This window comes from Bradyrhizobium sp., assembly GCF_035652035.1.
Classification (GTDB): domain Bacteria; phylum Pseudomonadota; class Alphaproteobacteria; order Rhizobiales; family Xanthobacteraceae; genus Bradyrhizobium.
This window is the reverse complement of the sequence record NZ_DASREO010000069.1, coordinates 31,366-53,642: the sequence shown is the minus strand read 5'-3', so window position 1 is coordinate 53,642 and position 22,277 is coordinate 31,366. Positions and strand designations below refer to the sequence as shown.

Below are 22,277 nucleotides of genomic sequence, written 5' to 3'. Positions count from 1 at the left end.
TGCGGTGGACGTTTTGCGCGCGAACGACGAACGCAGGCGAAACGGACGGCGAAGTCGTGTGGTCCTGACACCCCGACGCTGGTGTCAACGCGGCGACAACGCTAACGCGTTGCGCCGGGGGTGGTGGCAAGAAAGCCCGTTCACCAGGGAGAGCGCGAAGGAAACCGTAAATCCATCGCGCAGGGAATGCCGGTGTTGTCCGGTGAACCTGTGGCGACTTTGCTTGCGTGCTTTTTACTTTTCGCACGCAAGGCTGCGGGTGCAAAGGCGCCCGGCATTTCCTGCGCCCTCGTACTCTTGAGGGCCATCTGCATAAAAACTCGGGCAAAAATCCTGCCGCGGGAAGGATGAAGCTGTGCATGTATTCAGCCGCGTCAGCAGCATTCGAGCGGCGCAATGGATTCCGGGTCTGCGCCTTCCGCGCAAAATAGCTCGCTGTTCTGTCGCGACGGCGCATCCCTGAATGACACGATGGATGGAGCTTGATGAGCGCTGTCGAGATTGCCGACAATCCCAATGCAACTGCACTCAAGCGAGACGCTGCAGCGATCTCGTTGCCGCTTCGTTCGCTCATCGCAAGCGAGGCGCGGCTCGGACGCGCCGTTGCACGGCAGCGGTGGAGTGGCGGACTTTACGAATTCTTGCGCTTCGGCATCAAACAGGCCTGGGCGTGCCTGTTCGGCGGCATCGCGGTCGGCCTGATGATCGGGACCTGGTGGTTTTATCCCGCAGGCGCCGGACTCGCCCGCTACGATTTTCTTTTCGCTTGCATGATCGGCGCCCAGGCGTCGTTGCTCGCGCTTCGCCTGGAGACGTGGGACGAAGCAAAAGTGATTCTGATCTATCACCTCGTCGGCACGCTGATGGAAGTCTTCAAGACTTCGGTCGGCTCGTGGATCTATCCGGAGCCGAATTTCTTCCGTATCGCCGGCGTGCCGTTGTTCACGGGCTTCATGTATTCCTGCATCGGCAGTTATATCTGCCGGGCGTGGCGGTTGTTCGATTTTCATTTTTCGCAGCACCCGCCACGCTGGAGCCTCGTCGCGCTCAGTATCGCGATCTACGCCAACTTCTTCTGCGACCATTTCGGGCTGGATTTTCGCGTGCCGCTGTTTGTACTCGCGGCGCTGATGTTCGGTCCCACCACGATCTACTTCAGGGTCTGGCGCGCCTATCGCTCCATGCCGCTGTTGCTCGGCTTCCTGCTGGTCTCGCTGTTCATCTGGTTTTCCGAAAATATCGGCACCCTTACCCAGACCTGGATCTATCCATCGCAGCATCACGGCTGGTCGCTGGTCCCCATCAGCAAACTCGGTTCGTGGTTGTTGCTGATGATCATCAGCTACACGCTTGTCAGCCTGATCAACGCGCCGCGCGCTCTTTTTAAGACGCGTCATTGCGAACGCCAGCGAAGCAATCCAGAGATCGAGCCATTCCCAAGTGCTGGATTGCTTCGTCGCATTCGCTCCTCGCAATGACGGTGATGCTACCCCGCCTTGTGCCGCGCGATCAGTTGACCGGCGACGTCATCGAGGCTGTCGCCGACAATATGCGGCTGCGGGCCGACGCCGAGCACGTCATTGCCGGGCCGCTTGATCAGCGCCGCTTCCCAACCCGCTGCGACCGCGCCGAGTGTGTCCCAGGTGTGGCATGCGATCAGGCACATGTCGGAAGGCCTGGTGCCGAGTTCTTTTTCGACATAGCCGTAAGCCTCGCGCGATGGCTTGTGGTGTTTGACGCCGTCGGCGGAAAAGCGCCGCTCGAACAGATCGACAATGCCGCCATGCGTAAGCTGGCGCGTCTGCACTTCGAGCAGATTGTCGGTCAGCGTGAACAGGCGAAAGCCCGCAGCTTTCAGTTTGCGCAGCGCCGCCGGCACTTCGGCGTGTGGCGGCATGGTCGAGAATTTATCCGTCAGCTCCTTCTTGTCGGCATCGGTGATCTTGATGCCGCTGACATCGGCCAGCATTTTCATCACCGCGCCGCCGATATCGGTGAAGGGCACGTAACAGCCGGCGACGGTGAGCGCGGCGGAATACATGATGAAGTTCGCGAACCAGAGCCGCATCGCGCTTTTGTCGCGGAAGATGCGTTCGAATGTCGGGTTCATGGTTTCAAGGTCAAGCAGGGTTTCATTCACGTCAAAAACAATCAGGGGCAGTGCGGCCATGGAGAGCGGCTCCTTCTTCTTGGGACTTCTTGGGGGGACGTAAGCGGACTTGGCCTTAGCTCTTGTTCTTCAGCCTCTCGCGATGCGCCGCCTGCTTGGCGCGATTGCCGCAGATCGCCATCGAGCACCAACGGCGAGCGCGCCGCCGGGTGTGATCGGCGAACATCAGCGTGCAGCTCGTTCCTTCGCATGCTTTCACGTCAGAAAAATTCTCTTCGCAGATGAATTTTGCGAGAGCTTCGCCAATCGGCAGCAGCAGGGATTCAGCAGAGCGCCAGCGGCGCGTTCCATGCAGTTCCAGCGGCTTGCCGGTCTCTTCTTGACGGAGATGGATCTGGCTGAACGCTTCGTCGCGCGCAAGCAGCCTGTTGAGCGGATCGAGTTCGCGCAAGGCGTCCGCCTTCAAAGGCTTTCCCATGTGCTTGCGGACAAAGCCACGGCACCATTCGCGCAGTTCCCTGGCCTCGCGCGCTACGCGATCGAGTTCAGTCGGCTTCGCACTCGCCTTGATGTCGTCGAGCACGCTGGCGGAAACGTATTTGGCCTGCGCCAGCCAATCCAGAAATCCGTCGCCATCGGCGATCCAGTCGATTTCGGTATCGACCGGCGTTGCCACCGAGTTGAGAAAATCGAGGCCTTGGCAGTCGGCGATGAAAATGGCGGGCGGGTGCTGGCTCATCTTGGAAAACGCTCTTTTGAAATGTCGCCCGGCCTTCCCGGCGGGTTCCGAACAGTAACCTTTAAAAACGACTTGACCAGTTACTACCGGCCTGATAGTAACCTGTCAAATACTAATTAACAGGTTACTACTATCAATCGAGGGAGCACGAAAATGGCCGGGAATATCAATGTGGTGCTGGCGCATGGAGCCTGGGCGGACGGATCGAGCTGGGCGCGGGTCATTGCCGCGCTGAAGTCGGAAGGCGTGAATGTCGTAGCAGCACCGCTGCCCCTGACCTCGCTGGCGGATGATGTCGCTGCTCTCGATCGTTCGATTGCACGCGTCGGTGGACCGGTGGTCGTGGTCGCCCATGCCTACGCCGGCGCCGTCATTGCCGAGACGAGATCAAAGCAGGTGAAGGCGCTGGTCTACGTCTCGGCGCTTGCGCCTGACGAAGGTGAGAAAGTCGCTGACGTCTTTTATCGCGCCGCGCTGCACCCGCTGGCGCCAAAGCTCGCGCCCGACGATAACGGCTTGATCTGGCTTCCCGACGACGCGTTCAAGAATGCCTTCGCGCAGCATGCAAGCGCCGAAGATCTTGCTGTGCTCTCCGCCGTGCAGCGGCCGATTTCGCCGGCCTGCATCACCGTGCCCGTGAAGCGTCCGCTCTGGAAGGACGTGCCGAGCTTCTTCCTGGTCGCCGAAGACGACCGGATGATTTCAGCCAAAACCCAGCGCTTCATGGCCGAACGCATGAAAGCCGAAGTGAGGGAGCATACGGTCGATCATACGCCGATCGTCACCGCGCCTCATGTCGTCGTCGAAATCATCCGTGAAGCGATCCGCAGCGTGGCTGTCTGAACACCTCAACTCAACAAGAAGGAGCAATCCCATGTCAGCGAAAACAACCTCTTCGGTGCAGTACAAGACGGCCGACGTCAGTGGCTTCAAGGTGTTTTACCGCGAAGCGGGGCGCAGAGGCGCGCCAAAGCTGTTGTTGCTTCACGGCTTTCCGAGCGCGGGCCACATGTTCCGCGACCTGATCCCGCAATTGGCGGACGACTTCCACCTCGTTGCGCCGGATCTTCCCGGCTTCGGTCAGTCGGACATGCCGCCGCGCGAGACGTTCAGCTACACGTTCGATCATATAGCCGATGTGATCGAACGCTTCACCGAGGTGATCGGCTTCGACCGCTTCGCAGTCTATGTGTTCGACTACGGCGCGCCGACCGGCTTCCGCCTCGCGATGCGGCATCCGGAGCGGATCACGGCGATCATTTCGCAGAACGGCAATGCCTATGAAGAAGGCTTGAGCGAAGGTTGGAATCCGATCCGCGCCTATTGGCAGAACCCGTCGCCGGAAAATCGAACAGCGCTCCGCGCCTTCCTCGCAGCCGATACGACACGCTGGCAATATACTCACGGGGTCACGGACGAGACGGCCATATCGCCGGACGGCTACTCGCTCGACAACTTCTATCTTGCACGCCCCGGCGCCGATGACATCCAGCTTGACCTGTTGGGCGACTACAAGAGCAACATCGCGCTCTATCCGGCCTTCCAGAATTACTTCCGCACCCACAAGCCGCCGTTCCTGGCGGTATGGGGCAAGAACGATCCGTTCTTTCTGCCGCCGGGTGCGGAAGCATTCAAGCGCGACATTCCGAACGCGGTCGTGCGCTTCTTCGATACCGGGCACTTTGCTCTGGAAACCCATGCGCGCGAGATCGGGCAGGCCATCGGCGAGTTTCTGAAGCAGTGAAGGCGTAATCACGGCTGCGTCGTGGCCCGGCATCGCCGCGGCGATGACCGGGCATGACGCACTGGCAAACGGTGGATGCCATCCGGTCGCACCTCCGGTTACGAAATTGAGAAAGACGACTGACTTTTTTGATGACGCCGAATGTGTCACAAGTCGTGCAAACATTGATCCCTAGGAATGTTTGCGGAAATAGACACGGTCGTGCCTGATCATCGCCTCACCGTCTGGTACAACACACGCTGTCCCGTCTGCGATGCCGGTATCAGTTGGCAGCGTAACAAGCTTCTTGCGCCAGTGCGCGCCGGCACGCTCGAATTCAAGGATATCAACGAGGAGCCCGGAGCGCTGGCGCGCTTCGGTGCTTCGCTCGACGACGTGCGCCGTCGCTTGCACGCCACCGATGAAGCCGGCCGGCTCATCGTCGGTGCGGATGTCGCGATCGCGTTGTGGCGACTAACGCCGGGCGAGGGCTGGCTCGGGGCCCTGCTCGGCAACCGCCTGATGCTCCCGCTGACACGCTTCGGCTACGATCGCTTTGCGGACGTCCTCTTCGCCTGGAACAAGCGCAGGGGAAGGTGGTGAAACATTCGAAGGCTCGGCGGGTGGTTGGAGCGTGGCCCTTATTCGGCTAAGTTGCGGGCCGTCTGGATTGCTTGGGCGCTTGGCACCTCGCAATCGCGATCAGCTGAAGGAGCATTTGGATGGCCACAGGTAAAAATTTTGGCGCAACTACCTTGGCGATCCTCGCGATATCCGTGGGTTTGAGTGTAAACGCCCATGCCGCCCAGTGTGGCAACGGGCCTGGCGGCTTCCCGGCATGGAAGCAGCAGTTTGCCGGCGAGGCGCGCGCCAAGGGTGTTGGCGGGGCCGGCATCGCGGCCCTGGAGCACACGAACTATGCGAGCGCCACCATTGCCGCCGATCGCAGCCTGCACAGTTTCAAGCTCTCGCTCGATGCCTTCATGGTCAAGCGCGGAGCGGCTGCGATCGTATCCCGCGGCCGCGGCATGAAGCAGAGGAACGCGGCGCTGTTCGCATCGATCGAGCAGCGCTACGGAGTGCCCGCCGGACCGTTGATTGCGATCTGGGGCATGGAGACCGGGTTCGGCAGCCAGCACGGCAACCAGAACATGCTCTCGTCGATCGCGACGCTGGCCTACGATTGCCGCCGGCCGGAATATTTCACCGATCAGCTTTACGCAGCACTGAAACTGATCGATCGCGGCACGCTGTCGGCGAGCCAGCGTGGCTCGATGCATGGCGAGATCGGGCAGACGCAATTTCTGCCCAAGACGATGCTGGAATACGGCGTCGGCAATCTCGAAAGCGCGTCCGGCGCGCTGTCCTCAACGGCGAATTATCTCAAAGCCCATGGCTGGCGCGCGGGCGCCGGCTATCAGCCCGGCGAGCCGAATTTTGCGGCGATCCAGGAATGGAATGCGGCGAGCGTCTATCAACAGGCGATCGCGATCATGGGCCGTCAGATCGACGGCAGGGAGTGAGGGCTTCGCCTCGTCCCGCTTCCGGGCAGACGTGAGATTTCCGTCATTGCGAGCGTAAGCGAAGCAATCCAGTATGAGGGCGATTCTGGATTGTTTCGTCGCGTGCGCTCCCTTGCGCAAATGCTTCGCGTTTGTCGCAGGCAATGACGAAAGACCAGAGATCGGCGACGGAGAAGCAATGCGCAAACTTGGCTTGATCATTGGTTTTTTTGTATCGGCGATTGCTACCCCCGCTCTTGCCGCCCGCTGTGGCGGCGACTTCCACACCTTTGTACAGAGCATGTCCGCTGACGCCGCCTCCGCCGGCATTTCGCAAGCGACGATCGCGGAGGCGCTCGGCGGCGTACAACAGGATTTCGGCGTGCTCGCTTTCGACCGCCGCCAGCGCGGCACCTTCACGAAAACCTTCGAGCAATATGTCGCCACCCGTGTCGGGAGTGTGCGCATCAATGGCGGGCGCGCGATGCTGCGACGCTACGCGGATCTGCTCTCGAGTATCGAGGCCAAGTACGGGGTGCCGCGGCAGATACTGGTCGCGATCTGGGGGCTGGAGAGTGATTTCGGCAAGGGTGACATGGGCAAATTGCCGGTGTTTCGCGTGCTCGCGACCATGTCGCATGATTGCCGGCGTACCGAACTGTTCCAGGGCGAACTGCTCGCGGCCTTGAAGATCCTTCAGCGCGGCGATCTGCCCCTGCACGAGATGATCGGCGCCTATGCCGGCGAGATCGGGCAGACGCAATTCCTGCCATCGTCCTACATCAAATATGGCGTCGATTTCGACGGCGACGGCCGTGTCGACCTGCGCCACAGCGTCGCCGACGTGCTCGCCTCGACCGCCAACCTGTTGCACACCAACGGCTTCAAGATGGGTGCGCCTTATGGCGAGGGCTCGGCGAATTTCGAGGCGATGCGCGAATGGAATCACGCCGTGATCTATCGCAAGACCATCGCCTACTTCGCCGACCAGCTTGTAGGAAGATAGCCATGTCGTTTGCATTTCTGTTGACGTCGTTCATCGTCGTCGTGTCGCCGGGCACCGGCGTGCTCTATACGCTGGCGAGCGCGCTGAAAGGTGGCGCGCGCGCCGCGGTCGCGGCCAGCATCGGCTGCACGCTGGGCATCGTGCCGGCGATGCTCGCCGCAATGGTCGGGCTTGCCGCGGTCCTGCATACGAGCGCTGTGGCCTTCGCCGCGCTGAAATGGCTCGGCGTCGCCTATCTGCTCTACATGGCCTGGCAGACTTTGCGTGAAAGGGGCGCGCTGTCGGTCGAGGCGCGGCAGGACGGCGCCGCCGAGGCGCGGGTGATCGTCAAGGGCATTCTGGTCAACATCCTCAACCCGAAGCTCTCGATCTTCTTCCTCGCGTTCCTGCCGCAATTCATTCCATCTGACGAAGCGCACCCCATCGCGCGCATGCTGGAGCTCTCCGCGACCTTCATGCTGATGACCTTCGTCGTGTTCGTGGTCTATGGCCTGTTCGCCGCCAAGGTTCGCGACCACGTGGTGAGCCAGCCGAGCGTGATGGCGTGGCTGCGCCGCATCTTTGCCGGCGGCTTTGCGCTGCTCGGCGCGAAGCTGGCGTTCGCGGAAAGGTGAGCTCAGCGGCCTAAGCGTCGTCGTCCCTGCGAACGCAGGGACCCATAACCACCGTCGTCCTTGGGAACGAAAGCCGGTTGCCACGCAACCCGAAAGGTGAGGTGCCCGGCCTATGGATCCCGGCTCGCGCTATCGCTTGGCCGGGACGACGGTCATTTATTCCCCTTCTTCGCCATCTTTTCGATCCGCCTTGCCATTACGTTCCAGTAGGTGGCGGGGCGGAAGCGTTGCACGATATCCATGAAGCGGGCGTCGCCACCGATCAGGATGCGCGGCTCGTTCTTCTCGATCCCCTTGATGATCCGAAGCGCGGCGTCCTTGGCGCTGGTCTGGGTGATGGCATCGAAGCGCTCGATCGTCTGCGATCGTCGCTCGTTGTCGGTAGCGATGGCCGAGCCGGATCGCGAGTTGCGCACGATGTTGGTCTTGATGCCGCCGGGGTGAACCACCGAGACGCGAACCGGGCTTTTGGCAGCCTGCAGTTCGTGGCGCAGCGATTCAGAGAAGCCGCGCACCGCGAATTTCGCCGCCGCATAAGCGGTGTTGCCGGGCGGGGCGATGATGCCGAAGATCGAGGAGACATTGACGATGTGCGCCGCCGGCTGGCTTGCCAGATGGGGCAAAAAGGCGCGGGTCGAATGCACCACGCCCCAGAAGTTGATGTTGAACAGCCACTCCATCTGCGCCTGGTCGATCTCGTGAAACTGGCCGAGCAGCGCGACGCCGGCATTGTTGATGACAATGTTGAGCGCCGGATGGGCTGATATCGCCTCGCGCGCGAAGGCCGCGATGGCTTCGGGATCGCCGACATCGACGCGATGCAGGCTGATTTTCCGCTGGCTCGCCTTGCCGATCTCAGCCGCGGTCGCCTGCAATCCGGCTTCGTCGCGGTCGGCGAGCGCAAGATCGACGCCGCGGGCGGCAAGTTCGATCGCGAGCGCCCGGCCGATACCACTTGCGGCGCCGGTAATGGCGACGGCGGATCCAGGAATCGCAGTCATGACAGGATTGCTCCGGCTCGTGTGGCGACACTGAAGGCGATCGGGCAGGCGTGATCAAGGGAATTCAAAGCCGGAAATGAAAAAGGCGAGCTGCGATAAAACGAGCGCGCCACAATAAAAAAAGCGAGCCCTGGGCCCGCCGCATGATCGTCATCACCCGATTTGGGTGCCCGGGCAGAGCCAGGCTCTACCCGGGCCAGAGAAGTAAGTTACTTCTTCTTCGCCTTCTTGGCCTTCTTCGCCTTCTTTGCCTTCTTCGCTTTCTTAGCCATAGCATCCTCTTTTGAGTTAATGGATTGAAACGCGACACGAGGCATGCTCGGCGGAGGGCCAGCCTCGCAATATCCTCAACTGTAATCCCAACAGATTCGCGAGCGTCTGCCCCGCGTTGTCACGCTTGTGTCATCGCGTTATCCACAGAAGTTACGCGTTTTGGCGTGTTTTTGGCGCAAGCGGAGGCGTTGCGCGCGTCCGGTTGCCTTGAAGCGATCGATCAAGCGATCACCGCGAGACCTCGAGCGATCATGGTCAGGGTTAACAGGACGACAATTCTGGTGAAGGCAATCCGGCAGATGGCTGATGCCACCAAGCCTAAGGATCATCTTCAGCAATTCACAACCAAGCCGCGGATTTGGTTTCCAGAGTGAGACTCCGTTAATCGCCACGGTTGCATGTTGTCCCGAAAGATTACGGGGACACTACCTGGGCGGCTTGAAACGGGGAGACAGGGCGATGATCGCTCTGGGTTTTAAATGTTGAACGTTCCGACGCTCTGGACGGCGTTCATCGTCAATTTCATCGCCCTCGGCGTGATCTGGGCGTACATCCTGCACAGCTATCCGACCTTCAAGGCGGCGCGATTCTGGACCGGTTCGGCATTCGTGAGCGCAGCCAGCGCGGCGTCTGCGATGCTTGTCCTCGTCATGGATTCGCTGGCGCCGCTGGTTATCGGGGGCACCCTGATCACCTTTTCGACCTGCCTTGCGGCGATGGGCATCAGGCGATTCTACGACGATACGACGGTCTGGCGCGGCACGGTTGCGGTCACCGCGGTGACCTTCTTCGGCCTCGCCTTCTTTCTTTACGGCTATGACAGCCAGACAAGCCGGATCGTGCTCTACTCGATCGCGCAGTCGCTTCCGATAGCCGCCTCCGTCAGTTGGCTGATGATGCGGCGAGACGGCCGGATCAGCCCGGGTGCGCGTCTGGCCGCATCGGTCGCGACGATTGTCCTCGGCATCAACGCTTTTCGAATCCTCGCCAAGCTCCTGCACATCGGCGGCGACTTTTCCTTCGTTCATTTCAACGCGGCGCAGTCCGTCATGATCCTGGCGCTGATGTTCCTGTCGATGGTCTGGAACTTCGGTTTCCTGCTGATGGCGATGGACCGGCTGCGCAACGAGGTCGCCGATCTCGCCATGATGGACGATCTCACCGGCGTCGGAAATCGGCGACAATTGCTGCAGCGATTGACCGAAGAATGCGCGCGGTCGGACCGCAGCAACCAGCCGTTTGCGCTGCTCGTGGTCGACCTCGACAATTTCAAGGTGATCAACGACACCCACGGCCATGCCGCGGGCGACGCCTGCCTGCAGCATTTCACGCTGATGGCCCAGACGCGGCTGCGGCCAGGCGATCTCCTGGCGCGGACCGGTGGTGATGAATTCTGTATCTTATTGCCGGCCTCCACGCTGCGCGAGGGAGCAATGATCGCTCGCCGCATAGTCGACGTATGCCGCGAGGACGCGGCCGGCTGCACCGGCAACGAGGTTCCGCTCTCGGTTTCGATCGGGGTTGCGCAGTGGACGCGGGAGGTCGGCGTTCCCGATCGGCTGACTGCGGCCGCGGACCATGCGCTCTATGTGGCCAAGAAAGAGGGCAGGGACCGCTATGCGGTCTACGAGCCGGCGCCGCCGCTTGCGCCGGAACTGACGCCCGTTCAGCGAGAGCCGGTGCGCCGCCTCGCCTGACAGCTAGTGGAGTGGATTTGACATTCGCTTCTCACCTAACCGCGAGTTCTCAGGCGAATGTCAAATCCAAAACTCCACTACAAAATCCATATCTGCCAGTGGTCCTTATAATTCTAACATTCGCAAAAGGTGGCCGCTGAGAAAGGCTGCGAATGTTAGAATTGGACCACTGGCTTGCCGCTTGATCGGTGTGGCAGCCTGTCGGCATAGTGCCGTTCATGACATTCCGTCTTCTGCTGATCGCGATCGGCGCGGTCGTGTTGTCGTCTCCAGCGTCAGCCGGGGGACCCGATCTCGCGGCGATCGCGCGCTCATCCGGCACGCCGGATATCCCGGGGCTGAAGATGGTCTGGCTCGCGCCATGGGGCGATGTCGAGAAGGCCCACCCGTGGGCGAACATCATCGTGCATCAGACCGAGGGTCCGGCGGGCTCAGCCCGTGGCGGCGCGCAGGCGCAATCGAAGAATCCGACGCGCCGCGGCGTCATGGTGTGGGTCGAGACCGACGGCACGGTCTACTGGGCGGTCGCCGACAACCTTGTGCCGACGCATACCGACGGCGCCGACCGCAACGACAACAAATACATCGACAACAGCAAGACCTATCACCAGGTCAACAAGGATACGTCCATCGGGGTGGAGTTCGCCGGCAATTACCCCGACGTCACGACCTCCGCAACCGATGCGCAGATCGCAGCATGGCGGATTCTGGTGAAGGTGCTGCGCGCGCGTTACCGCATTCCGCTCGATCACGTCTACGCGCATAACTGGATCGATTACAAGGACGCGCGCTACTGCGAGGGCTGCGCGCTCGCGACGCTGGCGAGGGAGTGGGGGGAGTAAGTGTTCCCCGGACGCGGCGCAGCGTGAAACGGTGCGCTAGTGTCCCGGTTCTGACATTCGTACCGTGTCGCGGAGAGTTCGTTTACGAATGTCAGAGCCAAAGGGACACTAGCAAATACAATCTTTAGTGCGGCTCGGGATTTGACATTCGCTAGCAAAACTAGCGGCTTCACCGAAGCGAATGTCAAATCCGCCGCACTAGTGATCCGGAGCCCATTTGTAAAGAAAAAGACCGTGGGTCCCGGCTCAGCATCGCGGCACCTTAGCGCGTCGAAGACGCGCGTGAACGCGCTTTTGGCGCCGCGCTGCATCCGGGACACGAGCGTGCATTAAACCGGCTGCGTCATCCAGTTCAGGAAGCGGCGGAGGGGACCCGGACGTCGCTCACGGCGCAGCTTCGGCAGCGGGCGATCCTCATCGTCGGCGCTGCAGAGTTTTGCGAAGTAGTCCAGGAACACCATGTCGTTCGGTTCAGTGAGGGTAAAACTCTCAGCCCCGACGAACACGGTGTAGTCGTAGAAGAACGGCCCGACGAACGGCACCACCGACGATGGCGTGGCGCGATCCTTGGAGATCACGAATCCGGATGGATCGAGCCCGTGGGCGATCATCGTCTGCTCAAGCTTCGGCAGCCTGCGCAGGAATTCGGCGGAAAAGTCGATGGTGGATTGCAGGACGATGGGCATGGCTGGGCCGGGCTGGTTTTGCGATGTGGCGTCGATCCCGAGTGCCGACACTGTCTTTGCTTGGTCGGGCGCCGTGCTCTGCCGGTTCACGGGCGTTCCGGCGGAAAGCCGGGAGCCATGCGCCCCGCTGCTTCGCCTTGGACAGGGCCGGCCCTTGCAATTTTCTTTGCAAACGCCCGGCGGATCAACACAATGTCGGCCAGTGTTCGTGGCGTTATGCCTAAGGCAATGGGCAGGCAGGACGCGGGTTAAGGAAAATGGCAATGTCAGGATCGCCTGTTCGACCGGCATCCACCTTCCGGCATTCGTTGCGGCTGCTGCCGGCCATGGCGCTATTGGCCTCTTCGGCGGCCTTCTCCGCCGAGGAGCCGAGCAAGCCGTTCCTGGAAAAGAACAGCTTTTACTTGTCGTCCGCCGGCTTTCGCATCCAGTTCGCCAACGATCCTGCCGGACAGAAGGCGCTACGCGCGCTGCCGCCGCGCCGCTTCGTCACCAACGGTGCCGGCGATGCGATGCGTTACCTTTATGCGGAGCCGCAGCATTGCGTCTGCATCTTCGTCGGCACCCAACAGGCCTATGACCGCTACCGCGCGTTGCTCAGCCAGCCGCTGAAGCCGACCGACAATGTGCCTGCCGATTACAAGACCCAGGCCGGCATATTGTTGAGCAATCAGCCGCTCCGGCAGAGCACGCGCGGCGATCCCACCAACCTGTCGGATTATCTCAGCACGCTTCGTTGAGCGGCCCGATTTCATCGAGGAGGCGGCGCCAACAAAAAAAGCCCGTCTCCGTTCCTCGGATGCTGCGCAGCGTGAAACGGTGCGCTGCTGATCCGGGGTCCAACGACGCAAGGGTCCCGGCTCTGCAGCGAATCGCCAATGCGCTGCGCTGCAGCCGGGACACGAACGCGAACGCCAACAAAAAAAGCCGGCGTTGCCGCCGGCTTCCTTGTCTCTGTTAGCTGTCTTCGCTGGTCAGGCGGCGTGCGCAGCTTCGAGCGCTGCAGCTTCCTGCCGGGCGATCGTGCCCTTGACGGCCGACTGCACCTTCTCGAAAGCGCGGACCTCGATCTGCCGCACGCGTTCGCGCGACACGCCGAATTCGGCGGCGAGGTCTTCCAGCGTCATCGGCTCTTCCGCCAGACGCCGCGCCTCGAAGATGCGACGCTCGCGCGGGTTCAGCACGCCCATGGCGCCGGTCAGCGCGTCGTGGCGATGATCGAACTCCTCGTGCTCGGCCATGATGGCTTCCTGACTGGGCGAGTTATCGACCAACCAGTCCTGCCATTCGCCGGCTTCGCCGTCGTCGCGGATCGGGGCGTTGAGCGAGGCATCGCCGCCGAGACGGCGGTTCATGTCGACCACGTCCTGATCGGTCACGCCAAGGCGCTTGGCGATCAGCTTCACCTGGTCAGGATGCAGATCGCCTTCCTCGAGGGCGGAGATCTTGCTCTTCGCCTTGCGCAGGTTGAAGAACAGCTTCTTCTGGTTCGCGGTGGTACCCATTTTCACGAGCGACCAGGAACGCAGGATGTACTCTTGAATCGAGGCCTTGATCCACCACATGGCGTATGTAGCGAGCCGGAACCCCTTTTCGGGTTCGAACCGCTTCACCGCCTGCATCAGGCCGACATTGCCTTCCGAGACGACCTCGGAGATCGGCAAGCCGTAGCCGCGATAGCCCATGGCGATCTTGGCCACGAGCCTGAGATGGCTGGTGACAAGTTGATGTGCCGCGTTACGATCGTCGTGCTCACGCAAGCGCTTGGCGAGCATGTATTCCTGCTCGGGTTCAAGCATCGGAAACTTGCGGATTTCGGCGAGGTAACGGGACAAGCCAGATTCTCCATTGAGAATCGGCAGGGTAGCTGTGCGGGCCATTCGTGCGCCCTCCACTAGGTTCAGGCCCCCGATAGCGGCGGGCCAGGCAGGCGGCTCCTTTGTTAAAGCCAGTCGCTCTGCGATGTTCCACGTTGGGTATTCAACGCAGGTGCAACATACACCAAACCGGACGCCCTTTGGAAGTTAAACCCCCGTCACGTTCCAGTGTGGCTGCCATAACTAATTGGCATATCAATACTTTTCTAACCACCTGCGTCATAGCGCCGCTTGGAGCGTCCCCTCCAAAAATCGCAAATCGGCCGGCAAATCCGAGTTCCACTCCAGAATCGCCCCTGTCCGGGGGTGCTCCAGGGCCAACAGGTATGCGTGTAGCGCTTGACGGTCGAGGGCCGCCAAAGCCGCCTGGCTCTGCGGGCCGAGATGCGTCGCCTTGGTCTTGAAGCCGGGGCCATAGACCATGTCGCCCATCAGCGGGTGACCGATGTGAGCCAGATGCACCCGGATCTGATGGGTGCGGCCGGTCTCGAGCTCGCAGGCAATCAGTGAGGCGACCGGCTTGCCGTCCGGCGCCACAAAAGTCTTCACGATCTCCCAATGGGTCACCGCGTGGCGGCCGCCTTCGCGCACCGCCATCTTTTCCCGCGCATGCGGGTGCCGGTCGATCGGCGCATCGACCGTGCCGCGCGAGCGGTTCGGGACGCCCCAAACAAAAGCGAGATAGCCGCGGCGCATCTCGCCCGTTTTGCCATGGTCGGCGAATTGCGCCGACAGCGACGTGTGCGCGGCATCGTTCTTGGCCACCACAAGAAGACCGGACGTATCCTTGTCCAGCCGGTGCACGATGCCCGGCCGCTTCACCCCGCCAATGCCGGACAGGCTGTCGCCGCAATGGGCAATCAGCGCGTTGACCAGCGTGCCGGTCTCGTGGCCCGCGCCGGGATGCACGACGAGGCCGGCCGGCTTGTCGATGACGACGAGGTCGTCGTCCTCGTAGACGATGTCGAGCGCAATATCTTCGCCTGATGGCTCCGCGGCGACCGGTTCCGGCACGTCGATTGTGATCGTATCGCCCGGGCCGACATGATAAGCGGGATCGCGGACGGGCGCGTTCTTCACCGCGACCTGACCGGCCAGGATCAGCGCCTTCAGACGCGACCGCGACAGCTCACTCAGGCGAGTGGCCAGCACGCGGTCGAGCCGGGGCGATCCCTCGCTACCCTCGACAATGACTTCCAGCCTTTGACCGTTACTCAAAATCTGTTCCAAAGTGCAAAATGACCGAGACTGTTGCGAGCGAACCAACCCCCGAACAGGCCGCGTTATTCGCGCGGGTGCGGCGCCTGATGCTGATCGCCGGCCTCACCACCGGGCTTGCGATTGCCGCCGTTCTGGTCGCCATCGGCTATCGTCTTTTCAAGGTCGAGGGAAGCGCCAATCCGGCCGAGATCACGGCCATGCTGCCCAAGGCGGCGAAGATCGTCTCGACCGCCGTCACCGCCGACCGGGTGGTGGTGACGCTCGATATCAACGGAGCGACCGAAATTCGCACCTTCGATGCGCATACGCTGAAAGCGACGGGACGGCTGCGGTTCATGAACGAGCCGTGATATTTTGCACCCGCGCCTGCGGGCGGAGCGGCTAACCCCGGTCGTCATGGCCGGGCTTGCCGCCTTCGCTAAAGCTTCGGCGGCCGAGTGAGCTCGTGGCCCCGGCGTAGCCTTGGCGGAGACGGGACCCGGCCATCCACGTCTTTGTCACATCAAGGCAAGAAGACGTGGCTGCCCGGCACGAGGGCCGGGCATGACAGTTGGCAAAGACCGTAAACCAGAAGCGCAAACCCGCCTTGCCGTGGCCCCGTTTCGAGGCTATTCCCTTGGGCCTCACGCTCCCTTCGTCTAGCGGTTAGGACGCGGCCCTCTCAAGGCTGAAACAGGGGTTCGATTCCCCTAGGGAGCGCCAAACTACGCCCTTCGTGCGGCTTTGATCGTCTCCCCGACTGACAACTGGCCCCGATCTAAACTCCCCTTTCCGTCTTGCTTGCCGAGCACGCAGCGCCATGCCGCGAGGCGCTCGGCCGGATGCTGTTTCATCCACTCGGCCATTTGCGGCGCGCCCATCAGGCAGGACTGGATCGAGACGTCGGCGAAGTCCGAGGTGGTGACGGTCTGCTCGCTGCAATCCGCGGGCGCGGCGAGACTGCAGAGCACAGCGATCACCTTGATCATGAGAACACCCCGTTGCCGGGATAGGCATAGGCATCGCCGCCGCGCGTTGCTTGAACGACCCGTGCTTCATCCCTCCGCTCGCTGACTGGAACAGCCGACGGGAAAACACTGTCGTATATCGCGCGGGCTTCCCGAATGAGACGGATTCGCTCCCGCTCCCGCTTCGGCACAAATTGAACGACCTCACCCATGTTTGACTCCAATAAGATGTCGATCATCATTTAATATGATGGATGTCAGTCATTGATGTAAGTCGTGGGCGCAGGTTTGGAAGCCCTTGCAGGTGGTCAAGAAGGCGTGACGCAGACTTGATGCTGAAAAGAAATCGTCTGATGGAGAGCCAAAATGCGGAAGATCGTTCTGCGCATTCTCGGTGCGCTGGTGATTGTCTCTTTCACCAGCCAAATGGCCGGCGCGGCGGCACGTAGCGAACGGAAGGTCGTGCGGGCTCCCGCTCATGCCGCCCCAGTTTCGCGAGGCACATGACGCGGCGCCAAGGGATTTCGCGCCAAGGTTCGTCGCGCCGAATGCTGCGCCAGGGGTCGGCAGCAAATCCTGCGACATACTCTGGTGCTACCAAAACTGACCGGCGCGGTTCGAACTGGCTGGGGCGCCTTCGTTTGTCCGACTGGACTGCAGAAAGTTGAGGGTTCGGCACTCGCCCGTTCGCCGCGCGTGGAGACCTGTCTTGTCGGTCGTCCGAACCAGCTGATTCATCAAGCGTTATCCATTCCGCGCGCCTTGGATTTGCCAGCGCTGTTGTAGAAGCGCGACAGCCGATTCAGCAGGGAACTGCTACGCAGAGGGCGTTCAATTCCGTTTCGTTTTATTCGGTTTTCAAGTTGGAAGGCCCCATTTTCATGAACAAGTCCGTGATCATCGCCGCAACCTTTGCAGCCTTCTCAGCCTTGTTGGCGGCGCCTGCCGGAGCCGCCGATTTGCCGGTCAAGGCCGCTGCTCCCGTATCGGTCTGGAATTGGACCGGCTTCTATGTCGGCGGCAACGTCGGCGGCGGCATGACCTCGTCGGGCTTCACTGATCCGTGCTTCTATTGTTCGTCGGCGACGCCAACCGGTGGGTTTTTCACCGGCGGCGTGCAGGCCGGCTACAACTATCAATTCGGCAACGGTCTGGTCGGCATCGAGGCCGACGTCAATGGCAACTCCGGCTTCAAGAAGTCAGTCATCGGCGGCGGTGACCAAACCGCCATGACCGTCGGCGCCAACGCGGATGTCAGTGGAACGATCCGGGTCCGTGGCGGTCTCGTCGTCAACAACACGCTGTTCTACGCGACCGGCGGCGCCGCCTGGGCGGACGTCAGACAGACGGGCACCGACTTCAACAACAATATTCACTCGGTGAACTTTGGCGTTCCGACCGGAATTACCGCCAACGCCAGCGGCGTTGTTTGGGGTGGCGTGATCGGCGCGGGCTTCGAGTATGCGCTCGCACCGCATTGGACGTTTGGCGGCGAATTCCTTCACACCGTGTATGCGGACCGAGACGCCAATATTTTGTTTGCCAACGGCACCAATGGGTGCGGAAACTTTACGCCCCGACCGTCGACAAATTGCGTCATCCGCGAGCAGCTGACGACCGACGTCGCGCGAGTGAGGTTGACTTATCGATTTGGCGACGAGGCAACGCAGGCCTATGAACCGGCTGCCGCGATGTACCGGAAGGCGCCGGCGGCCGCGGTTTACAGCTGGACCGGCTTTTATCTCGGCGGCAACGTCGGCGCGGGTATGGCTGCTTCGGCTTTCACTGATCCTTGCTTCTATTGTTCAAACGCGACGCCAACCCGCGGCTTTGTCACCGGCGGTGTGCAGGCCGGCTACAACTATCAATTCGGTAACGGCCTCGTCGGCATCGAGGCCGACGTCAACGGCAACAGCGGGTTCAAGGGCTCCGTCCTCGGCGGCGACGATTTCGAGACTGCGATGGCGGTTGGCGTCAAGGCCGATACCAGCGGAACGATCCGCGGCCGGGCCGGTGTGGTCGTGAACAATGCGCTGGTTTATACGACAGGCGGCGTGGCCTGGGCCGACGTCAGACAGACGGGTGTCGATTTCTTCAACACTGGCGCCAAACTTGGCCTTCCGACCGGAATGACCGCCAACGCCAGCGGCGTTCTCTGGGGTGGTGTGATCGGTGCCGGCGTCGAGTTTGCGGTGGCCCCGAACTGGACCATTGGCGGCGAGCTCCTTCACACCGTGTACCAGGACCGTGACGCCAACATTTTTGATCCGGGCCGGAATGGGCCCAACGCGTGCAACAGTAACCCGGCCACCAACTGTGTCATCCGCAACCAGCTGACGACCGACGTTGCCCGCATCAGGGCCAACTACAGGTTTGGCGGGCCCGCGGGCGCAGATCCTTCGGCCTACGCACCGGTCACGACGGCTTACAACTGGACCGGCTTCTATGTCGGTGGCAACCTCGGTGGAGGCATGGCCGCCTCGCGATTCGACGATCCGTGCTTCTTCGGAGGGTGTTCGTCGGCAAGGCCAACCCGCGGCTTCTTCACCGGCGGTGCCCAGGTCGGCTACAACTATCAATTCGGCAGAGGGCTGGTCGGCGTCGAAGTCGACGTCAACGGCAACAGCAATTTCAAGAGCTCCGTGATCGGGGGCGATGACTCGGTCGCCGAGACCGTCGGTCTCAGGGCGGATACCAGTGGTACGATCCGGGCCCGCGGTGGTCTGGTTGTGAACAATGCGCTGGTCTATGCGACAGGCGGCCTTGCCTGGGCGGATGCGAGGCAAACGGGTGTTCAATTCAACAATTTGACTGGTGCGGGCTTTGGCCAGCCGACGGGCGTGACCGCTAATTCGAGCGGCGTGATCTGGGGCAGCGTCGTCGGCGCGGGCGTCGAGTTTGCGCTCAGCCCGAACTGGACGGTGGGCGGCGAAGTCCTGCACACGATGTATGGAGACCGCGACGCAACTATTCTCAATCCGAACGGGACCAGCGCGTGCAATTCCTCGGTTCCGGCTACCAACTGCACCATCCGCAACCAGCTCACCACCGATGTCGCGCGCATTCGCTTCAATTACAGGTTCGGTGACACCGTCGTTGCCAAATACTGACCTCAAATTTCGCAAAATCGCGAAAAAGCCCCGGCATCGTCCGGGGCTTTTTTGTGTGCTTTCACCTGCGGCTGTGACCGACAGAAATTTTATTCTGATGCGGGGACGCGGCCAGCCGGAACCGGCAACTTCATTGATTCTACTGGTTTCTCGCCATTCGCTTGAGCGACAGTGATTCATCGAAAGGCCAGCGCAACCGTGACTGGCGTTTCCCCCATCCCCGCTTTATAGTTTCGTCACAAGTGGTTGGATGATCATGACTTCACGCAGATCAGGTTTCCTCGCCTTCGCCCTGACCTTGGCCGCGCTCTGTTTCGGTGCGCCGGCGGCGCAGGCGCAATCGAATCCTGTGCCCTATTGGACCGCGGCCTGGCCAAGTGGCTTCGGCTCTGGTTTCAGCGCGGGCCAGAGCGCGAACAGCTACACCAGCCTGTCGGGCCTGATGTCGTTTGATGGCAACTCGGTCTCCGCGGGCGGCAGCTTCTCCTCACGCTACGACCTGCCGAACGGCTGGTTTGTCGGCAGCGAACGCGGCGGCGCGGCGTTGAACGGTTTTAGCGGCACATCGTGGGGCAACATGCCCGGTCTCGCCTATGAAGGCACGCAAGTCGGCTACAATTTCAAGAATCTCGACGTGCCGGTCTCCATCTATGCCGGCTTCGGCACATTGAAATACAGCAATCCGATCGGCAGTCCCTTTGCCGGATTGGACTCCAACTCCGCAAACAACGCGCAAGGCTATAGCGCCCATGTCGGCGTCGAACTGCGTCCCACCTCGAATCTGAGCGTGTCATTCGGGGCGGGCTTCGCCCAGCAGCCGCAATATGACAGCGGCATCAGCGCGCTCACGTCGCCTGCGGTTTCACCGCTCGCGCTCAGCGGACGTCGCTAGGGGCGGCTGCACGCCGTTCAAAACCGAAATCTTCATCGCGAAAAGCTGGAAGTGGCCTGAGGCGAGTGCGCTCCGCGTTATTTCGGCTTGCCGAGTTCAGCGACCATGGATGCGAAGAACGGATCATCGCAAAAGATGTAGTTTTCGCAGACAAGCCCATTGCGGGTTTGCACACGGTCGCAGCCGGTGAATTCGAAGCGGCCGTCCGGTCCCGTGCCCGTCGCGATCCAGCGCACGAAAGTAAAATCTCCCGACACGGCATGCTCGGGCACGCTGAGACGAAAGTCGGGACACACCATCAGCATCGTCTCGATCACTTTGGCATAGTTGGACGCGCCACGAACGACGCCGATCGGCCGCGGCCAATAACCCACGACGTCTTCGGTCAATGAGCCGATCACTTTCGAGGCATCCGGACTACTCCAGAATGCCTTGAACGCATCCACGCTCCAGTGGCGGCCGGGTTGGGCAGCTCTGAGCTTCTCCATCGCGTCCTCCCTCGCAAGATGTCGCGAGAAAGAATAAGCGGCGCATGTTCGAAGCGCGATTACCGGAGGGGTAAAGAGCGCCGTTCCGTCGGAGCGGAGAGAGACCGGCGCTGGCATCCACTGTGCCCTCATTTTTTCGAGGGATGAAAAGGATGCATGGCTCGGGCGCGGAGCGTCGCGGCGGAAGGTGGCTTGCTTCTTATCGTCCCGACGGGCGTGAGGGGGCCAAGTACAGTGAGCGCGGGAGGTCTGCTCCCTCTCCCCTTGTGGGAGAGGGTTGGGGTGAGGGGTTCAGGTCCATCGAGAGAAAGCAACCCCTCACCCGGATCACATCTCACGATGCGATCCGACCTCTCCCACAAGGCCACAAGGGGAGAGGTGAAGCAGAGAACGCCCAAAGTCTGAGCCGAAAGCGCGCCGATTCCGGTTGCCAAGGGCCAAAACAGGCGCGATCCTCAAAGGACAAAGGGGCCGAAAACAGGTCTTTGGTCGGGAGGAACACATGACGGCATTGAACAGGCGTGCCTTTGTCACGGCAGCCGCGGGCGCCATCGCTGCCCCCTATCTGTCCCGCAAAGCCTTTGCGGACGATACGCTCAAGATGCGCTGCTCGCTCGACACCGCGCCCTCGCACCCGCGCAACCAGGCGATATCGGATTATCTCGGCAAGCTCGAAGAGGCGAGCCAGGGCAAGATCAAGGGCGAGCTGTTTCAGTCCGGGCAATTGTTTGCCGATCTCAACGTCACCAAGGCGCTGCTTCAGGGACAGGTCGACATGGCCTCGCCCGGCACCTGGACCATGACGGGGCTGGTGCCCGATGTCGATTTCTGCCAGTTGCCCGCGCTCTATAGCCCCGCAGTCGAAGTGTATCGCCGTTGCAGCGACGGCGCGCCGGGCGACCACGTCAACAAGCAGCTCGAGGCCAAGCTCCGTTCGCATATCCTCGGCCACTGGCTCGAGCTCGGCAACGAGAACTGGTACTCGACCAAGAAGGAAATCCGCACCCTCGACGACCTCTCGGGGCTGAAAATCCGCAGCCCCGGCGGCGCCGGAATCTCCTGGCGTATCACCTTCGTGCACGCCATCCCCAACGTGACGCCATGGCCGAACGTGCCGCTGGCGCTGTCGCAAGGCACCTTCGACGGCTTTGTCTCGAGCGATGAGAGCGTCAATTCAGCAAAACTCTACGAGGCCGGCGTCAAGTATTCCTACGCGGATCATCAGTTCTACGCCAACTACATCCCGATGGTCAGCGACGCCTTCTGGTCCAAGCTCGGCGAAGCCGACCGCAAGCTGATGCGCGATGTCTGGCAGGCCAACGTCGGACGTTATCGCGAGATGTCGGCGAAATCGCAGGCCGACGCGCGCAAGACCATGCAGGCGAATGGCGTGACCTTCGTCGATCCGTCGCCGGATCAGGTGGCGGCCGATCGCAAGCGCATGATCGCCGCGCAAGCCGATCTCATCCGCGACACCAAGCTGTCGGCGGAGATCGTCAAGCTTGTCGACGACACCGTCGGCAGCCATAGCTGATGTGGCGGATTTGAC

At 61.4% G+C, this 22,277-nt stretch carries 22 protein-coding genes, 1 tRNA gene and 1 pseudogene; 15 read left to right on the top strand and 9 right to left on the bottom strand.

Annotated elements, in window-relative coordinates; all coding sequences use genetic code 11:
* Positions 1–485: 485 nt before the first annotated feature.
* Entirely contained in the window at positions 486–1,478 is a 993-nt protein-coding gene (locus VFB05_RS17695) for a DUF817 domain-containing protein (RefSeq protein WP_325014347.1), read from the top strand.
* Between the two features lie 8 nt (positions 1,479–1,486).
* Here VFB05_RS17695 and VFB05_RS17690 read toward each other — a convergent pair whose 3' ends face one another.
* Positions 1,487–2,170: a haloacid dehalogenase type II gene (locus tag VFB05_RS17690; protein ID WP_325014345.1), complete on the bottom strand. Its 684-nt coding sequence runs from the start codon at positions 2,168–2,170 to the stop codon at positions 1,487–1,489.
* A 55-nt stretch (positions 2,171–2,225) separates the two neighbouring features.
* Complete coding sequence (locus VFB05_RS17685; protein ID WP_325014343.1) at positions 2,226–2,849, bottom strand: CGNR zinc finger domain-containing protein; 624 nt, start codon at positions 2,847–2,849, stop codon at positions 2,226–2,228.
* Positions 2,850–3,002: 153 nt separating this feature from the next.
* Between VFB05_RS17685 and VFB05_RS17680 the strand changes: the two genes are divergently transcribed.
* The 6 genes from VFB05_RS17680 to VFB05_RS17655 all read left to right on the top strand — a co-directional run bounded on the left by VFB05_RS17680 (position 3,003) and on the right by VFB05_RS17655 (position 7,694).
* Entirely contained in the window at positions 3,003–3,692 is a 690-nt protein-coding gene (locus tag VFB05_RS17680) for an alpha/beta hydrolase (protein ID WP_325014341.1), read from the top strand.
* A 31-nt stretch (positions 3,693–3,723) separates the two neighbouring features.
* Positions 3,724–4,593, top strand: coding sequence for an alpha/beta hydrolase (locus VFB05_RS17675; protein WP_325014339.1), 870 nt, complete (start codon positions 3,724–3,726; stop codon positions 4,591–4,593).
* Between the two features lie 177 nt (positions 4,594–4,770).
* Positions 4,771–5,175, top strand: a complete 405-nt coding sequence (locus tag VFB05_RS17670; RefSeq protein ID WP_414643213.1) for a thiol-disulfide oxidoreductase DCC family protein — start codon at positions 4,771–4,773, stop codon at positions 5,173–5,175.
* Positions 5,176–5,294: 119 nt separating this feature from the next.
* Positions 5,295–6,095, top strand: a complete 801-nt coding sequence (locus VFB05_RS17665; protein ID WP_325014337.1) for a lytic transglycosylase domain-containing protein — start codon at positions 5,295–5,297, stop codon at positions 6,093–6,095.
* Positions 6,096–6,273: 178 nt separating this feature from the next.
* On the top strand, positions 6,274–7,080 hold the full coding sequence (locus VFB05_RS17660; protein ID WP_325014335.1) for a lytic murein transglycosylase: 807 nt from the start codon (positions 6,274–6,276) through the stop codon (positions 7,078–7,080).
* 2 nt (positions 7,081–7,082) lie between these two features.
* Positions 7,083–7,694, top strand: coding sequence for a LysE family translocator (locus VFB05_RS17655; protein WP_325014332.1), 612 nt, complete (start codon positions 7,083–7,085; stop codon positions 7,692–7,694).
* Between the two features lie 152 nt (positions 7,695–7,846).
* On the opposite strand, the gene VFB05_RS17650 is transcribed toward VFB05_RS17655, so the two are convergent.
* The gene (locus VFB05_RS17650) at positions 7,847–8,695 is read right to left on the bottom strand and encodes an SDR family NAD(P)-dependent oxidoreductase (protein ID WP_325014330.1); all 849 of its coding nucleotides are present in this window, start codon (positions 8,693–8,695) and stop codon (positions 7,847–7,849) included.
* A 752-nt stretch (positions 8,696–9,447) separates the two neighbouring features.
* On the opposite strand from VFB05_RS17650, the gene VFB05_RS17645 reads away from it, so the two are divergent.
* Both VFB05_RS17645 and VFB05_RS17640 read left to right on the top strand, forming a co-directional pair.
* The gene (locus VFB05_RS17645; protein ID WP_325014327.1) at positions 9,448–10,665 is read left to right on the top strand and encodes a GGDEF domain-containing protein; all 1,218 of its coding nucleotides are present in this window, start codon (positions 9,448–9,450) and stop codon (positions 10,663–10,665) included.
* Between the two features lie 218 nt (positions 10,666–10,883).
* Positions 10,884–11,507, top strand: a complete 624-nt coding sequence (locus VFB05_RS17640; protein ID WP_325014325.1) for a peptidoglycan recognition protein family protein — start codon at positions 10,884–10,886, stop codon at positions 11,505–11,507.
* A 329-nt stretch (positions 11,508–11,836) separates the two neighbouring features.
* On the opposite strand, the gene VFB05_RS17635 is transcribed toward VFB05_RS17640, so the two are convergent.
* Entirely contained in the window at positions 11,837–12,283 is a 447-nt protein-coding gene (locus VFB05_RS17635; RefSeq protein WP_325014323.1) for a hypothetical protein, read from the bottom strand.
* A 173-nt stretch (positions 12,284–12,456) separates the two neighbouring features.
* On the opposite strand from VFB05_RS17635, the gene VFB05_RS17630 reads away from it, so the two are divergent.
* On the top strand, positions 12,457–12,933 hold the full coding sequence (locus VFB05_RS17630) for a hypothetical protein (protein WP_325014321.1): 477 nt from the start codon (positions 12,457–12,459) through the stop codon (positions 12,931–12,933).
* A 234-nt stretch (positions 12,934–13,167) separates the two neighbouring features.
* On the opposite strand, the gene rpoH is transcribed toward VFB05_RS17630, so the two are convergent.
* Positions 13,168–14,073 carry an RNA polymerase sigma factor RpoH gene (gene rpoH, locus VFB05_RS17625; protein WP_325014319.1) on the bottom strand — a complete coding sequence of 302 codons (906 nt, stop codon included), beginning with the start codon at positions 14,071–14,073 and terminating at the stop codon, positions 13,168–13,170.
* A gap of 216 nt (positions 14,074–14,289) precedes the next feature.
* Positions 14,290–15,288, bottom strand: coding sequence for an RluA family pseudouridine synthase (locus VFB05_RS17620; protein ID WP_414643212.1), 999 nt, complete (start codon positions 15,286–15,288; stop codon positions 14,290–14,292).
* Between the two features lie 20 nt (positions 15,289–15,308).
* Between VFB05_RS17620 and VFB05_RS17615 the strand changes: the two genes are divergently transcribed.
* Together VFB05_RS17615 and VFB05_RS17610 are read left to right on the top strand one after the other, a co-directional pair.
* Positions 15,309–15,641 carry a hypothetical protein gene (locus VFB05_RS17615; protein WP_325014317.1) on the top strand — a complete coding sequence of 111 codons (333 nt, stop codon included), beginning with the start codon at positions 15,309–15,311 and terminating at the stop codon, positions 15,639–15,641.
* A gap of 277 nt (positions 15,642–15,918) precedes the next feature.
* Positions 15,919–15,993, top strand: a tRNA-Glu gene (locus VFB05_RS17610).
* A gap of 62 nt (positions 15,994–16,055) precedes the next feature.
* Here the strand turns inward: VFB05_RS17610 and VFB05_RS17605 are convergent.
* Positions 16,056–16,259: pseudogene (locus VFB05_RS17605) on the bottom strand (hypothetical protein); the annotation flags it as partial.
* Positions 16,256–16,450: a hypothetical protein gene (locus VFB05_RS17600; RefSeq protein ID WP_325014418.1), complete on the bottom strand. Its 195-nt coding sequence runs from the start codon at positions 16,448–16,450 to the stop codon at positions 16,256–16,258. The pseudogene VFB05_RS17605 and the gene VFB05_RS17600, both read right to left, overlap by 4 nt.
* A 669-nt stretch (positions 16,451–17,119) precedes the next feature.
* Between VFB05_RS17600 and VFB05_RS17595 the strand changes: the two genes are divergently transcribed.
* A complete protein-coding gene (locus VFB05_RS17595) occupies positions 17,120–19,348 on the top strand; it encodes an outer membrane protein (RefSeq protein ID WP_325014315.1) in 2,229 nt (742 codons plus the stop codon).
* A gap of 256 nt (positions 19,349–19,604) precedes the next feature.
* Positions 19,605–20,240 carry a hypothetical protein gene (locus VFB05_RS17590; RefSeq protein ID WP_325014312.1) on the top strand — a complete coding sequence of 212 codons (636 nt, stop codon included), beginning with the start codon at positions 19,605–19,607 and terminating at the stop codon, positions 20,238–20,240.
* Between the two features lie 77 nt (positions 20,241–20,317).
* On the opposite strand, the gene VFB05_RS17585 is transcribed toward VFB05_RS17590, so the two are convergent.
* Positions 20,318–20,728, bottom strand: coding sequence for a nuclear transport factor 2 family protein (locus VFB05_RS17585; RefSeq protein ID WP_325014310.1), 411 nt, complete (start codon positions 20,726–20,728; stop codon positions 20,318–20,320).
* A 502-nt stretch (positions 20,729–21,230) separates the two neighbouring features.
* On the opposite strand from VFB05_RS17585, the gene dctP reads away from it, so the two are divergent.
* The gene (dctP, locus tag VFB05_RS17580) at positions 21,231–22,262 is read left to right on the top strand and encodes a TRAP transporter substrate-binding protein DctP (protein ID WP_325014308.1); all 1,032 of its coding nucleotides are present in this window, start codon (positions 21,231–21,233) and stop codon (positions 22,260–22,262) included.
* Positions 22,263–22,277 lie beyond the last annotated feature (15 nt).